Annotated in this window: 2 protein-coding genes; both read left to right on the top strand. The window is 40.7% G+C overall.

What is annotated here, in order from left to right:
* The coding region (locus KCG35_RS21050) for a ricin-type beta-trefoil lectin domain protein (protein ID WP_215821835.1) at positions 1-886 on the top strand (886 nt) is incomplete at its 5' end.
* A 1,438-nt stretch (positions 887-2,324) separates the two neighbouring features.
* Positions 2,325-17,828 (top strand): non-ribosomal peptide synthetase (locus KCG35_RS21045; RefSeq protein ID WP_215821834.1); only part of this gene is annotated, 15,504 nt, incomplete at its 3' end.

Genomic DNA, 17,828 nt, shown 5'->3' with positions numbered 1-17,828 from the left:
ACCTTTTTATAAGGTGAATGAACAAATTTTGGTTGATCGCATTAAAGCGTTTGCGCCAGGGTTCGTTCCAGGAACAACAACGTCCACTAAGCCGACGACACCGACTACGACAACTAGTAGTAATTATCAAGCGATCATTACTGAGAGTAGCAAAAATCTGTGTTTGGATATTCGTGGTGAACAAGCCAGAGTGGGTGCTTTTGCCATTGTACAAACTTGTCAAAGTAAGAATAGCCAAGCATGGGCTGTATTTAATGATGGGACGATACGTCCTAAGCAATCATCCTCATTGTGCTTAGATGCGAACCCGCAACAGTTAGCTCAGCTGAATCAATGCAATAACAGTGTCAGCCAACGATGGCAGGTTAGCGGTAAGTTTATTCAAAACATGGGAGCAAATGATGCTGTGTTGGATGTTTTCTACTCTCATTCATATGGTAATGGCGCTTATGTAGGAATTTGGCCTAAACATGGCTACTCCAATCAGCAGTGGAGTATGGGGAAGCAAGGCTCGACAACCATTAATAAAAAGCAATGCAGCGGTCAGTATAATAAAATCACGCAAAATCGTGATGAGCTACAAGCCTGCACCCCTATGACAGGACTTGCGTCAACCTGGTCTAATTGGTATTGGATTCGTATTCCTAATAATGCTTCTATTACTCAATTAGAAATTACCGTTCAAGGTGGTAGCGGTGATGCAAACTTGTTTGTAAACCATAGTAGTAAGGGTTGGCCGAATGGCTACAACAGCGATTTCCGTTCGGTTAACAAGGGTAATAGTGAGCGTGTTGTTATTACCAACCCGCAAAAAGGTAGTGATTACTTTATTCAGATACAGGCAGAAACACCTTATAAAGGCCTAACGTTAGAAGTAACAATGTAGTTTATAGAAAACGTAAACGTCAATGCTCAACTAGTTTGCTAGTTGAGCATTTTTTTATGCTAAAAAAACTAAAACAGTAACTTTTTCACTGGTCATGAAAACATAACACAGCTGCTTCCAGGCTCTAACTCTTAGAAATTTTAGTGTTCGAACATCTATCAAACGTTTGGGTGGTGATAGTTTGAACAAAACTAACAAATCATCATCAGCACGCTTATGGAGCGAATAAAGAGAAGTTAAGTTTTTCAATATGTTGCAAAAATGGGCTAATTTTATGATTGCAAGATATATACTAATGTAAAGAGTAAATAATATACAACATTAGTTATATAAAGCTAAAATAAAAAATGATTACTAATTATACATATAATAAAGTCGGTTAACTGTTTTTTTGAGTTTCGATTAGTTGGGTTAGTGCCCAAAATAGTTACTTACCATCTGTTTTGTAGTAAGGTCTAATATAGATATTTAATAAATACAGTGAATGTGAATTTTAAAAAAATGCCGAAAAAACAAACAAAATAGATCTGTTGAATATTATCTGTACGAATAGATTGATAAAATAACACTCATTTCTGTATTTGAATTTGTTGCAAATAAGTTATAATGTACATATATATTTTTACTAAGAAGTAACTATATCACCAATCATTAATGTAATGATGTGTAAGCAGTTTTTAATGGTGAAAGAAGAAGACACATGGTCTGTGCTCAACAAGCAGTGAAATATTGTTACTGGATAATTATTAAAAATTCTCTTCCTATTGCCCAAAAAGGAGCTGGTAGTCCTTATCTTTTTTATAATCGCAGCGTTTTAGAAGGTATTCTTTGTTTTTTGCATATAGGAGCACGTTGTCGAGACTCATCTAGTTGCTATCCATACCATAGCGCCATTCTGAAGGCGATAGTTAATCTTTGCCAAGTGACAATATAAGGCAAATGAATAACTTTTGTTAGGTAAGTAGATTAAGATCGCCTTGCTCATATATTAGTTCTGATGAAATTAACTTTACAGCGTTGAATGATAGATATGGTTTAGAAATAACACATAAAAATAAATTGCTAAATGTATAATTATTATACTGTCTTAATTAGAAGGTCATGATTACTGAGCAATTAGGATAAGTAAAGTTGGTGCTGTAGTGCTAGATCGGTGCTTTTTTATATAGCTGTTGGTAAGTGCAGAGAATTAGTTAGTTAAGTGTTGGAGCGCCATTTTATATAAAAAATGATTCGTTGGGGAAAGCTACCTCTGTTTTTTGGTGTTTATCTTTTATGGGGAGTAACAGTTTTATGTATGCTCATAAAAGCTGAATATATGACCATACAGATAGTTTGAATTTTCAAAATATAGAATAGTTACTATTTATATTTAAATGTATCGATTTTACTAATTATTATATTTTTCTTGTTTTGGATTAAGATTTTAGGGATTGACATGAAATTAATATGGGATCACTTGTCTTCTCAGGGAACCGTGTGCCATATGGAAAGAGATAACGCTCTACTTTTAGGTGGTTTCACAAGAAACTATTGTTATGAGTTATATGGGAAGCTTTGCATAGATAGTTTTTTTTTAGCAACTGAAAAAGTTTTTCAACTCATTGATAGCTCATATACATATGAAAGTAACCAAAGAGTTATACATGATATTGCTCCAGTGAAACTGGAAACACTTGATTTATCAGAGGATAAAAATCCACTTATATCTACTGATAAATTCATTGAAGATAATATAAATAAAGAAGTGAATACGGAAGATTCCCTTTGTGTATATATAATAAAGGTTGATACTGACTGTTACCGACTACTATTTCAAGGGAATGCGATGTTGTTTTCTGATGAAGCATGTGTTTGCTATATTAAAAGTGTATTTGATTTTTATGGTAAATACTTGCATGAAGAAAAAATTGACGAGGGAAATTATTCAATCAACTTAGGTTTGGATCATAGCTATAAAAAATTTTATAACTGGCTAAATACTCGTGATGCATCTAAAGAGTCGTTAAATGATGGGGGCTTGTATCATAGTAATGTGATACCTCAGTTTCTTCATTACAAGTCGTTCTCAAATGATAAAAAAATTAATGCTTTGTGTATGGCATTAAGCAGTGACACTTATAAAAAAATACAACGTGTTATGGGAACGCTGAGTTTAGATATTCAGCAGCTAACGGTTCTGGCTTTAGCTATTTATTTATACAAAATTAGTGGTAAGCAATTTAATACGATAGGGGTACACAAGAGTAACTTACAAAACCTGCTTACAACTAACGGAATCTATGAGAATAATGAGGAAGTTGTACCTTATACACTGGATATCACACATACCGATAATATCCGAACGTTGGTAGCTAAAATAGCAAATCCAAAGATTGATGGGATTAGAGGAAAATACGCACATTTTGATACAATTATCTTTGAAACAAGTGAATTAACTTCATATGTCAGTCAAAGTTTGAATGTCGACTTGGTCGGTAAAAGTATATTAAATGGCGAACTACCATTGCAGTTACAGTGGAATCTGACAAATGATAAACAAAGAGCTGTGCTCAATATTTGTTATCGGTCAGATGTTTTTAATCGTACTGAAGCAGAGTTATTTAGTGAAAGAATTTTAAATATTGCTACAAGTATGTCTGAGGATGTGGAACAGCCAATCTCTAAAGTTAATCTTGTCACAGAAAAAGAGTTAGCCCTGTTGGCTCAATGGAATAATGGTAGTAAGTGTACAGATGACTCCACTATAAATGAAAAGCAAACACTGAGTATACATCAGTTATTTGAAAAACAGGTTAAACGAACTCCTCAAGCCATAGCTGTAGCAGATGATAGCCAACAGGTTACGTATAATGAACTTAATCAGTTATCTAACCAACTTGCTCAATATTTTGCTCAAAAGGGAGTAAAGCCTGGAGATTGTGTTGGTATTTGCTTAGATCGTTCTGTAAGTTATGTTGCTGCTATTTTAGGTATTTTAAAAACCGGTGCTGCATATGTACCACTTGATCTAACTTACCCAGCTGATCGACTAGTGTACATGATTGAGGACTGCCAAGCCTCATTTGTGATTACGGAAAACGCTCAATGGCAGCCGTTAAATCTATCTGAGCAATTAACAGCAAATGTAATATTTTTTAATGAGGCTTTACAGCAACGGGATAGCCTTTCTGTAGATAATATGTCTGAAGAAAGTAGGGCTTCAGAAGCAAGCGTTGATTGTTCATCTGATGGTTTGGCCTATGTTATTTATACTTCAGGATCGACTGGTAAGCCAAAGGGCGTTGCTGTCTCACATAAAAATTTAGTGAGTTCGATTTTAGCCAGGCAATCATTTTACCAGCATCCTATCAGTGCACATTTACTTATATCTTCATTTTCATTTGACTGTACTGTTGCAGGTATTTTCTGGACCTTACTTGATGGCGGCAAGTTATTTATAGCCCAATATGTATATGATTTGTCGTATTTGGTAGACACCATTGAGCAGCAGCAAATAAGCCACTTATTAGTCCTGCCTTCATTGTATCGTCAGTTACTTGAGGAAGCTGAAGTTAATCAACTTAGATCTCTGCAAGTATCTATTGTAGGTGGTGAGAGCTTTGGCTATGACTTAAAAAAATTACATTTTTCAAAAATTAACAGTCGGCTTTTTAATGAATACGGACCTACTGAAGGCACTGTATGGAGCTCTTCAGCAGAATTAATTAATGATAATAATGCGGTTATTACGATTGGGCGTATTGCACCACATATCAATGGGTACGTTTGCCTACCTGATTATCAGTTATGTCCAATAGGTGTTGCAGGTGAGTTACTTATTGGTGGGGCAGGGGTGGCAAAGGGTTATATTAATAACGAACTTCTGACAAAAGCTAAATTCATTAAAAAGCCTACTGAACTCGAGCATATCGTAGATGATCCTATTTTGTATCGCACAGGTGACTTGGTTAAATGGTTGCCAAATGGTGAACTTGAATTTATTGGCCGGGTTGATGACCAAGTTAAAATTAGAGGATATCGTGTTGAGTTAGGAGAAATTGACAACACCCTTCGTAAACATCAAAAAGTTGCTGAAGCAGTAACCATTATTACTGAAAGTGCTTACCATGAGAACGCTCAAAAACATTTGGTGAGTTACATTATCGCTGTTGATAAACAGGCTTATGCTTCGGTAGAACAGAAAAAACGACTTACTGATGAGGCAATTGATTACCTCAAACAAATATTACCGGCTTATATGGTACCCAGCAAAGTCGTAGTGCTTGATACATTTCCATTAACAGCTAATGGTAAAATTGATAAAAAATCATTGCCAACCCCTGAATTCAGAATATTGCCTGTGGATATGGATGTTGACTATATTGCTTCTCAAACAGGTACAGAAGAAAAAGTTGTAAGTCTGGTTCAACAGGTTTTGGGTATCAATACGCCGATTAGTACAGCGGAAAACTTCTTTAAAATAGGTGGAAACTCGCTTTTAGCCATGAAGTTGCTGTCACTCATTAATAAAACTATTGGGGTAAAGTTATCAATAAAAGAGATATTTTTTGCAAATGATTTACGCTCTCTCGCAGAAAATATCGATAAAAGTAGTGTTGATAAAAGCGTAAAGCAGAACTGGGATGATAGTATTCAGCCTGTTGATACTTTAATGCCTGTGCCACTGTCCTATTCACAGCAGCAGTTATGGGCAATAGATCAGTTGGAAGGGGGAAGTAGCCACTATCATTTGCCCTTGGTTTTGCAACTGAATGGAAAACTATCAGAATCAAGCTTAGTCAATGCATTAACAACAATTGTTGAACGTCACCAAAGTTTACGCACAGTCTTTGTAAATGATAACGGTCAAGCTTATCAAAAAGTATTGCCTTTGCCTGTTGAGTTTAAGTTACCTGTTACTGATTTGCGTGGTATTGAAAAAAACAAACAACAAGCTATTTTTGAGGTCCAACAGCAAGCGTCGACGGCAGAATTTAACTTACAACAGGATTTAATGCTACGTGGCCACTTGATTTTGTTAGATGAAAGTCAAGCTCAATTATTATTAACAATGCATCATATTGCGGCTGACGGCTGGTCATATGGCATTTTAATTAATGAACTCAATAAGCTTTATAATAGTTTTTACTTAAACCAAACACCTACACTACCTAAGCTTCCTATTCAGTATGCTGATTATGCACATTGGCAGCGCCAAAAATTAAATGATCGAAATACGGTTCAATCACAAATAAACTATTGGAAAAAACAACTGGCAGGGATGCCTGAGCTACATAGTTTACCATTGGATAAACCCAGACCAAGTCAACAACATTATCGTGGAAGTATATCTACGTTTAACGTTTCCAAAGAATTAACTGAATCACTGCACCAGTGTTGTGAGCAACAAGGTGCAACATTATTTATGGGGCTCTTTGCGCTATTTTCAGCTTTATTGAGCCGTTATAGCCATGAAACTGATATAACTATGGGCACGCCCACGGCGAATCGAGAGTCGTCTGATGTATCAGAATTAATAGGCTTTTTTGTTAACACCGTAGTATTAAGGGCTGATTTAGCAAGTGACCCATCATTTAATGAATTAATTTTACAATGTCGAAATACTTCACTGGATGCATTTGCTAATCAGCATGTGCCTTTTGAGTTATTGGTCGATGAATTGAAGCCAACACGTAGTTTAAGTCATCACCCCATATTTCAGGTGATGTTGGTGCTGCAGAATAACAGACAAGCGCAGTACCAGCTGACGGATCTGAATGTAACACCATTGAAGCTAGAAACCCGTCGAGCAAAGTTCGACTTAACTCTAAATATTGAAGAGCATGTTGATGGTTTAACCCTGGATTGGGAATACAACACTGACCTGTTTGAAGCGGCCACTATTGGTCGATTAGCTTCCCATTTTAACCAGCTTCTGACTGCAGTATTAGCATCGCCAACTCTACCGATCACTCAATTATCCTTACTGACTGAACAAGAACAACAACAGTTGTTGCATGACTGGAATCCACCATCGCTTGATTTACCCGTTAAAACGATAGCTCAGCAGTTTGCACTTCAGGTTCAAGCAGCTCCTACGGCAGTAGCTGCGGTGATGAATGATGATGTACTGAGCTACCAGCAGTTAGAAGTTCTGGCCAACCAGCTTGCCCATTATTTAATTGCTCAAGGTGTTCCACCTTGTAGTTTGGTGGGTGTCTGTTTGCCACGCTCGTTGAATATGGTCGTCGCGACGTTAGCAGTTTTAAAAGCAGATTGTGCCTATGTACCGTTAGACCCACAGTATCCTGAAGAACGGCTTAGCTATTTACTGAGTGACAGTCAGGTAAGCTGGGTATTGACGGAAAGTGGTTTGGAAACACAATTACCGCTGACAGATCAACAGCCGGTGCTGTTAGATAGTCCAGAATTACAAAGCACATTGGCAACCTACCCCACAACAGCGCCTGTAGTGTCAGTGGATGAGCACAGCCCTGTGTATGTGATTTATACCTCGGGTTCAACAGGGCAGCCGAAAGGGGGGGTGGTGCCACATCGCGGTATTTTGCGGTTGGTTTTGAATAATCCAGAGGTGCCCGTCGATCAAAGCACAGTGATGCTGCAGTCCGCTTCGGTGACCTTTGATGCAGCAACCTTAGAGCTGTGGGGACCACTTCTCAATGGTGGTCAGGTGGTGTTGTATCCTGAAGAGGTGGTGGCACCTGCGCAGCTAGCCTCCTGCATCAACCAACATCAGGTCAATACAATCTGGTTGACCTCGGGTCTATTTGATCAGTGGGTGGCCGCTGAATTGCCCGCAATGCCAAGCTTACGTTATGTGTTGACTGGTGGAGATGTGGTCTCACCACTGTCAGTAGCTCGCTGCTATCAGCAGTATCCCCACGTCACTGTAATTAATGGTTATGGACCTACAGAAAATACGACATTTACCTGTTGTTTCCCTATTCCCAAAGACTGGCCTGTAGACCAGCCATTACCCATCGGTAAACCTATTGGTAATACTCAGGTGTATGTGTTGGATGCCCATCAACAGCCAGTACCTATCGGTGTAGTGGGTGAGTTGTATGCCGGTGGCGATGGTGTGGCGTTAGCTTACTTAAATAATCCAGCGCTTACGGCAGAAAAGTTTATTGCCGATTCATTCAGTGGTAAGGCTCAGCGCAGTGATAAATCTCACGCGCGACTTTACCGCACGGGAGACCTGGTGAAGTGGTGTGCAGACGGTACTTTGGCATTTATGGGCCGGACGGATAACCAGGTAAAAGTCCGTGGTTTTCGGATTGAGTTGGGTGAAGTGGAAAATGCATTGTTGAGCCAGGCTGATGTGGCGGAAGCGCTGGTTGTGGTAAAAACCACGGATACTGGAAGTAAACGACTGGTGGCTTATGTGGTGCCTGCTGATTCAGCTTCACTGACTGATCAAACGACAAGTGCGCAACAAGCAAGTGCGTTAAGAGATAGTCTAAAACAACAGTTGCCGAATTACATGGTGCCCAGTGCCATTATTTTATTGGCAAGTTTTCCGTTAACCAGTAACGGAAAAGTGGATCGAAAAGCGTTGCCAGAACCGCAGTATGAGTCACAGCAAGGTTATATCGCACCAACCACCACTGAAGAAACTGTACTCTGCGAAATTTGGCAACAGGTGTTGGGTGTTAATTCTGTTGGTATCAATGACAACTTTTTTGCCATTGGTGGCGATTCGATTTTAGCCATTCAGGTTGCGTCTCGGACCTTGCGGGCGGGGTATCAGCTGAGTACGCGTCAGGTATTTGAGTATCAAACGATTGCTGAACTGGCCAAGCAAATTAAACAAAGAGAATCTGAACAAATACAAGATCAGTACGTTGTAGGTGATCAGCCGTTATTGCCTATTCAACATGCTTTTTTTAATGACAATGATATTGATCAGCACTACTTTAATCAGGCACTAAGGATTAAATTACCAAAAGGTGTGACTGATGAGCAGTTGAAAAAGGTTTTAATTGCAGTATATAAGCGCCATGATGTCTTTCGCTTAGGCTTTAAAAAACAAGAAAATAACTGGTTAGGTCAATATGGTGAGAGCAGTGAAAATAATAAAGCTTACTTAACTGTTCAGGAAAAAGGTGATGATTTTGAGCATTTAATAGATTTAGCACACCGTAGTTTTGATTTATCCCAAACTTCTTTCCAAGCTAACTTAAGTCATGTTGTACTTAGTCTTGAAAGTGAACTCGGGCGAGAAATGGTGTGGATTATTCACCATTTAATTGTTGATGGTGTTTCATGGCGAATCTTGTTGCAAGATTTATCGTTAGCGCTAAGTCAATTGCAACAGGGTAAGTCTGTTAATTTAGGAGGGAAAACCAGCTCCTATCAAGCGTGGGGTACATGGCTACAACAGTATAGTCAATCTGAAGTATTATTGGCTGAGCGTGATTACTGGTTAGATGTAGTACAAAGTTCGGTTCCACGTGTAAAGACTGATCAGTTAATTAGTATCGAAGATAATTCTCGTGAAAATAGTCGAACGGTGACAGCGAAATTAAATACTGAAATCAGTCAAGCACTTTTACAAAGCGCAAATCGTTGCTATCACACCCAAATAAACGACCTGTTATTAACGGCATTATTACTCACAGTGACTGAATGGCAAAATAGTCAGGCCATTCGCATTGAGTTAGAAGGTCATGGTCGTGAAGCCATCAATGATGAGTTTGATTTAAATGAAACTGTTGGCTGGTTTACTACGATATTTCCAGTGGTTTTACAGCGTACTGAGGGTGAAATTGATGCTCAGATTAAAGCTGTTAAAGAATATTTAAGAGCAATACCCAATAAAGGGCTGGGTTATGGTGTATTACGACAGCTCAGTCGAGATAATGATTTAAACACGACAGAAGCAGTTGATATTGTATTTAATTACTTAGGTCAGTTTGACGGTGATGAACCAGATACCGAAGACTATAATGCTGCTAGCGTATTAACAAGTAGCTTTGAAAAAACAGGGAATTGGGTGAGCCTCAAACGGCAACGAAGTCATCGACTGTGTATTAGTGGCTTAGTGAGTAACGGTCAACTGCAACTGGAGTGGGATTATAATCAACTAGAATACCACGCTTCGACAATTAAGTTACTGGCAGATAATTATCTCAAGCACTTGACGGCAATTGTTGAGCATTGTCTGGATGCGCCTGGTGCTTATACGCTAAGTGATTTCTCTCTCTCTCAAATAAGCCCACAACAGCTTAATCAGCTACAAGCAGATTACCCTACAATTGAAGATTTATATCCTTGTACCCCCATGCAACAAGGTATGCTCTTTCATAGTCAGATGCAGCCAGAGTCAGGTGTGTATATTACCCAACTCATATTAAGTTTTGGTGCCATTGACAGGGAGCATTTTCAGCGTAGCTGGCAACAACTAGTGGAGCGACATGCTATTTTACGGACAGCGTTTGTCCATTTGGATCAGCGTAATCCGTTGCAACTGGTGCAAAGTCAAGTTGAACTCCCATGGCAAACCAGGGACTGGCGAACGCTATCTGCAGAAGCTTACCAAGAGCAATGGTATAGCTTACTCGAGGCTGAGCGCGCAGATTTTAACCTCGGTCAGGTGCCTTTAATGCGGCTGATGTTAGTGCAGGAAGCGGATGATCGTCATCATTTGATTTGGACACATCATCATGCTTTGTTAGATGGTTGGGGCGTACCTGTCTTATTTAAGGATTTAGAAGCTTTTTATTGTGCTAATGTGCAAGGGACAACTGTTACACAGTCACCTGTAGCGCCTTATCGTCGATATATCCAATGGTTACAACTACAGAGTGAGCAGGCTGCTAAAACGTACTGGCAGGATTATCTAAAAGGGTTTACTGAACCCACCTTATTGAGTGATCCTCAATATCAGCGTCATGAACCAAAACAGAGTACATTTGTTGAAGAGCATTTATTGACGTTAGATTCAGTTATTACTGAGCAATTGCAACAGGTTGCCAGACACGCAAAAGTGACACTCAGCACGGTGTTTCAAGGGGCCTGGGGTATATTGCTGAATCGTTACTGTGGCAGTAATGATGTTGTATTTGGCGTAACAAGGTCAGGCCGACCCGAAGAGGTTGTTGGTGTAGAGGAAATGGTAGGGCTGTTTATTAACAGTGTGCCTCTGCGTTTGCAAATTCCTTCTGACGAGCAACTAATTAGCCAATGGTTGCAAACCATTCATCAATCACAAACAGCACTTGACCAATATGGATATGCCTCTCTGGTGGATATTCAGCGTTGGAGTGAAGTAGAAACGGGTCAAAAATTATTTAATTCATTAGTGGTATTTGAAAACTACCCGATTGAAGAACGATGGCGGGATGGGGAAGTTGATAATGCAACACACGCATTTTCTTTTAAGGGCATTAGTGCCATTGAACAAACCAATTTTCCAATTACGGTTGCCATTATTCCAGGTAAACAAATTCAAATTAAGGTGTTATTTAATTCAGTTGAATTGAGTAAAGCCTTTATTGAACACCTTACTGTAAGTTTTACCATACTGCTTGAATCGTTAACGAAAGATATTAATCAATGTGTTAATGATTTATCTTTGTTATCAACTGAAACCAAAAATAAAGTGTTGTATCAATGGAATGATACGTTTCGACAATACCCCGCTGACACATCGATTGCTGAATTATTTGAAAAACAGGTTGCAGACAATAACAATAAAGTAGCGATTATTTTAGGTGAAGAACAATTAACCTATGATGAGTTGAATGCTAAAGCTAATCAACTTGCTCATTATTTAATTGAGCAAGGAACAACAGTTGGCGATTTAGTAGGGATTTACCTCAATCGCTCGATTGATGTAATTATTTCGATGTTGGCTATTTTAAAGGCGGGTGCAGCCTATGTACCATTGGACCCTCAGTATCCTGCTGAGCGGCTGGCCTATATGCTGGCCGATACCGATTTAAATTTAATTATTAGCCATACCTCCTTAGTGAGTCAGTTACCACTTAATCAGCAAGTCACTATTTGTTTAAATGATTTTGCATTACAAACTGAGTTAGCAAAGCTAAGTTCAGATTCAATTATTTCACTCGATAATCTATCTGAAAGCCCATTAGCTTATGTGATGTATACCTCTGGCTCTACAGGCCAGCCAAAAGGGGTAAAAGCTACCCAAAAAGGGGTTGTCAGGCTGGCTATTAACAACAGCAGTTTGCCACTATCTCCTGATACTGTGATGTTGCAATGTGCTTCAGTCACTTTTGATGCTGCCACATTTGAAGTTTGGGGGGCGTTACTTAATGGTGGGCAGTTAATATTATATAAAGAGCCTTTAATTGATCCACTTACCTTAGCGACAACTATTAATGAGTTTAACATTAATACATTATGGTTAACTGCTGGGTTATTTGATCAGTTTGTTGCAAATTGTTCACACCCGCTACCTAGCTTGCAGTATTTATTGACGGGGGGGGATGTAGTTAATCCCGTATCTGTCGCTGAGTTTTATAAAAGACATCCCCAGCTTACTATTATTAATGGTTATGGTCCTACAGAAAACGTTACCTTTACCTGTTGTTATAAAATTCCTAGGAACTGGCCAACACATCAACCAATTCCTATTGGTAAGCCAATTTCAAATACTACAGTCTATGTACTTGATGAGCAGCTAAACCCTGTATCCGTAGGTGTCACTGGAGAACTTTATACTGGGGGTGATGGTGTAGCCAGTGGTTATTTAAATCAGGATGCATTAACGGCGAGTCGATTTATACCTAATCCATTTAGCAAAAATAAAAATACTAGGTTATATCGTACAGGTGACTTAGTTCGGTGGTTACCCGATGGCAATATTGCATTTGTAGGTAGGGCCGATCAACAAGTTAAATTAAGAGGCTTTCGCATTGAACTGGGAGAGATTGAGTCAGCGCTTAGTCATTGCGCTGAAGTGTCAGAGTCTGTTGTACTGATTTATAACAGCTCGCAACATTACACCAACCAGCATCAGCAGGATAAACGTATTGTTGCTTATGTTGTTTTAACTCATAGTGTGGAAAGCAGTAATACAGAAATAACGACCACGTTGCAGGTTAAATTAGCAGAGCAATTGCCTGGCTATATGGTGCCTAGCACAATAATGATTGTACCTGAAATTCCACTCACAGCGAATGGTAAAGTGGATCGTCGTGCATTGCCCGAGCCAGATATTATCTCTGAAACTTATGTTGCACCTTCAACATTAACCGAAATGGCTTTAGCAGAAATATGGAAGGTTATTTTAGATTCTGCGTACTCTATAAGTCGAGAGGCGAGCTTTTTTGAGCTTGGTGGGCATTCATTGCTTGCCATGCAATTAGTGGCTGCAATTCGTGGAAAATTCGTTATTGATATAGCTATTCATCGAGTTTTTGAGCAGGCTGTGCTTTCTGAGCAGGCTAAATTAATTGATCAACTCATTGCACAGCAAAAAACATGCTTGCCTGAAATTCAGCCAAATAACCGTCAGGATTTGTCTCAACTATCTTATGCTCAGCAACGGTTGTGGTTCATTGATCAAATGGAGGGGGGGAGTGCCCACTATAATATGCCGCTGGCTTTTCGACTTAAAGGTGATGTCAACCTTGAAGCATTAAATAAAGCATTAGCAACAATTATAGAAAGGCATGAGGTGTTGCGGACCAGCTTTATTAATAAGTCAGGAGAAGTTTATCAACAGGTAGAGGCGATGCCTAAAAGCTGGCAACTGCCACTGAAGGATTTACAGGGAGTTGATAAGCAAACGCAAGAAAAAATGCTTACTGCCTTACAACAAGAGGAAGCAGATAAGCCTTTTAATTTATCAACGGACTTATTACTAAGAGGGTTATTGATAAAAGTTGATACTACAGACGTCGTATTACTGTTAACCATGCATCATATCGCGTCTGATGGCTGGTCCCTGGGAATATTAATGGACGAGATCAGTCAGTTATATCACAGGATTAACAATAATAATGCAGCCAATTTGCCTGAGTTATCTATTCAATACTGCGATTATGCACGATGGCAGCGTAGCCCTCAGGTAAGCCAATTACTGGATACTCAACTTAGTTTCTGGAAAAAGCAGTTAGCTAATTTGCCTGCAGTACATAATTTACCGTTAGATAAACCACGTCCTGCCACACAGCAATATCATGGCCGATGGCATTATTTGCAGTTAAATAACCAGGTGACTAATCAATTCAAGCAATTATGCCAGCAGCAAGGTGTCACCTTGTTTATGGGATTACATGCGGCTTTTTCAGTGCTGCTTGCTCGTTATAGTGGTGATAGTGATATTGTTGTTGGAACCCCAATTGCTAACCGTGAACAACAACACCTTGCAGAGCTGATTGGTTTTTTTGTTAATACCTTGGTATTGCGCTCGGATTTAGACGATAACCCAAGCTATTTACAGTTACTTGAGCAAACAAAAACAACAGCATTGGATGCTTATGCTCATCTGCAGGTACCTTTTGAGCAATTGGTTGAAGTGTTGCAACCTGCTCGGGATTTAAGCTATCACCCACTTTTTCAAGTAATGCTGGTGCTTAATAGTCGTCAGCAGACCATGCAGCTAGAAGACATCAGCTGTACACCCATGGCGCTGACCACCAGTCGAGCACAGTTTGATCTTATGCTGACGGTGGAAGATCAGGAGGATAATTTAGCGCTAGCCTGGGAATACAATACTGATCTGTTTCATGCTGAGACGATTGAACAAATGGGAGTACAGTTTAACTGCTTGCTTGAAAGCGTTATTCAGACCCCTGAGCAGCCTGTTTTATCCCTTTCACTGTTAACAGAAATGGCCGCGAGCCAAGTTTTAACTGAATGGAATAATACTGACGCTGATTTTCCTGACAGTAGCTGTATTCATCAGCTATTTGAACAGCAGGTTGAGCAGTCACCTGATACGATAGCCATTAGGTTTGAGCAACAAGCACTGACATACCAAGCGCTAAATAAACGTGCTAACCAGTTAGCACATTACTTAATGCAACTTGAAGTTAAGCCTGATCAATTAGTGGGCATATGCCTTGAACGCTCCATTGATATGGTTGTTGCAATATTAGCAGTGTTAAAAGCGGGTGGAGCCTATGTACCGCTAGACCCAAGTTATCCTGCAGATCGTTTGGCATACATGCTTGAAGATAGTCAGGCAAGCGTGCTGATAGCGCACTCAAACCTGGTGAGTAAGCTGAGCTTATCAGCAGATCAACTTCTTTGTGTCGATGATGAACAGGTTCAGCAGCAGTTAGCACAGCAACCAGTTGTAAACCTTGATACCCAGCATATGGGTGTCACAGCGACACATTTGGCCTATGTGATTTATACCTCTGGTTCAACGGGTAAACCCAAAGGAGTTATGAATCAGCATCGTGGCCTGGTTAATCGAATTCACTGGATGCAGAAGCAGTTTAGCTTACAGGCGAGTGACAACGTCTTACAGAAAACCCCATTTGGTTTCGATGTCTCTATTTGGGAATACTGCTGGCCGTTGGTGACAGGTGCTTCAGTTGTGATGGCAAGGCCCGAAGGGCATAAAGATGTGGACTACTTGCTGGATACCATTGAGCAAGCGAGCATCACGGTTATGCACTTTGTGCCCCCCATGTTAGCCACCTTTATTGCTGATGGGCGTTATCAGCACAGAACCCCTAGCTTACGACTGGTGGTATGTAGTGGTGAGGCGCTTGCGGTGGATGTACAAAATAGATTCCTGGCTAACCATCATGCTGAGCTTTACAACTTGTATGGGCCTACTGAAGCAGCAATTGACGTTAGTTGCTGGCAGTGCCAATCGAATTTTATGGGACGTTCTGTGCCCATAGGTAAGCCCATTGATAACACCCAACTGTATGTCCTGGATAATCAGTTGAAGCCAGTACCTATTGGCGTTGTGGGTGAACTCTTTATTGGGGGTGTTGGTCTGGCTAGAGGTTACTTTAACCGTGAAGCACTCACAGCCGAGCGGTTTTTGCCAGATCCCTTTGCAAAAGCAGGTTCCGGTCAAGAGTCAAGAATATACCAAACGGGTGATCTTGCTCGTTGGTTACCTGATGGCACGATTGAGTATTTAGGCCGGATTGATCACCAAGTTAAATTACGGGGCTTCCGGATTGAGCTAGGTGAAATTGAAACCCAGCTAGGAAATATTCCTGGTGTGGGCAGCTGTGTCGTTATTGCCCGAGAAGATCAGCCAGGTGATAAACGACTGGTGGCTTATATAGTGCCTACAGCAAAAACCAGAGTGCCTACAGGTCAAGCAAAAGTGCCCACGGTCCAAATAAATGAGCTTGATCAAGGAGATGCTGAGTGGATTGCTCCGTTGCAGCAAGCCTTAGCTGAGCAACTACCAGACTATATGGTGCCAGTGGCTTGGGTTGTTTTAGATGCATTACCACTAACCCCTAATGGCAAGGTTGATCGAAAAGCACTGCCTGCACCTAAACAACAAACCTCTACTCACTATGAAGCACCACAAACACGTACAGAAGAAGTGCTCGCAGCACTGTGGCAGTTGTTGCTTAACACTGAAGAACCTGTGGGGCGTCATGCACATTTCTTTGCACTCGGTGGACACTCACTGCTCGCTATTCGTCTGGTTGCGGAGTTAAGAAATCAGTTTAAAAAAGAACTTAATGTTCGCTCAATCTTCACCCATCCAACGTTAGCCTCATTCGCGCAGTTTATTGATAACGCACTGGCTGATGAGAACCAGGCTCCACCGATGACTAAAGCTGATCGACAGTCGCAGCTGCCTTTGTCTTATGCTCAACAGCGCTTGTGGTTCTTAGCTCAGCTTGAGGGAGAAAACAGCCTATACAATATGCCATTGGCGATTCAGCTGGTGGGTGGTTTAAATGTCACTGCCCTAAATCAAGCGCTAAATCAACTTATCAATAGACATGAAAGTCTAAGAACCTGTTTTACCATTGAAGACGGTGAAGCTTATCAAGTTATTCAGGCTGCCCCTGAAGCATTTACCCTCACTCAGGTTGATCTTCAGCAGGCAGGCGAAGCACTTAAAGCTCAGCAGTTAGCCCAGTTGCGATTAACTGAGGCAGAGAGACCGTTTGATGTACAGCAAGGGCTTATGATCAGAGGGAAGTTGATTATCCTTGCCCCTGAAAAACATGTCCTGTTGTTGACGCTGCATCATATTGCAGGGGATGCCGTTTCACTGGATATTTTAATGGGTGAACTTGAAAGTCTTTATCAAGCTTACTGCCTGGGAGAGGTAGATCCATTACCAACCTTACCCATTCAATATGCCGATTATGCAGTTTGGCAGCGGAACTGGCTGCAAGGTGAGGTATTACAGAAACAGTTGCAGTACTGGCAAACGCAGTTAGCCGATCTTCCTGATGTACACAGCCTGCCACTGGATAGGCCTCGTCCTAAAGAACAAAGCTATGCAGGGGATGTGTATCAGCAAGTAGTGCCTACCGAATTAGCAGCAGCCTTTAGGGATTTTTGCCAGGCCCAAGGCGTGACCCTATTTATGGGACTGCAAGCAGTCTTTGCCTTACTCCTCAGTCGTTACAGTGGTGAAACCGATATCGTGCTGGGTACCCCAGTGGCGAATCGGGAACAGCTGGAGATAGAAGCGCTTATCGGGTTCTTTGTGAATACCCTGGTGCTACGTACCGACCTGTCTGGTAACCCATCATTCACTGAACTATTAGCGCGCTGCCGAGAAACCGCACTGGATGCTTATGCGCATCAGCAAGTACCGTTTGAACAGTTGGTGGAGGTGTTGCAGCCCAACCGTCACTTAAGTCATCATCCACTGTTCCAGGTCATGCTGGCAGTACAGGCCCAAGATGTTGCTCAGCAGCAGCTGGGGGATTTAGTGATTGAAGCGCTGGCAGAAACTAGCCCAACCGCTAAGTTTGATCTGACCTTGAATGTGTTGGATAACCATACCGAT

It is taken from the genome of Zooshikella harenae, assembly GCF_018837975.1.
GTDB classification, from domain to species: Bacteria; Pseudomonadota; Gammaproteobacteria; order Pseudomonadales; family Zooshikellaceae; genus Zooshikella; species Zooshikella harenae.
This window is presented reverse-complemented; position numbering and strand designations above follow the sequence as displayed.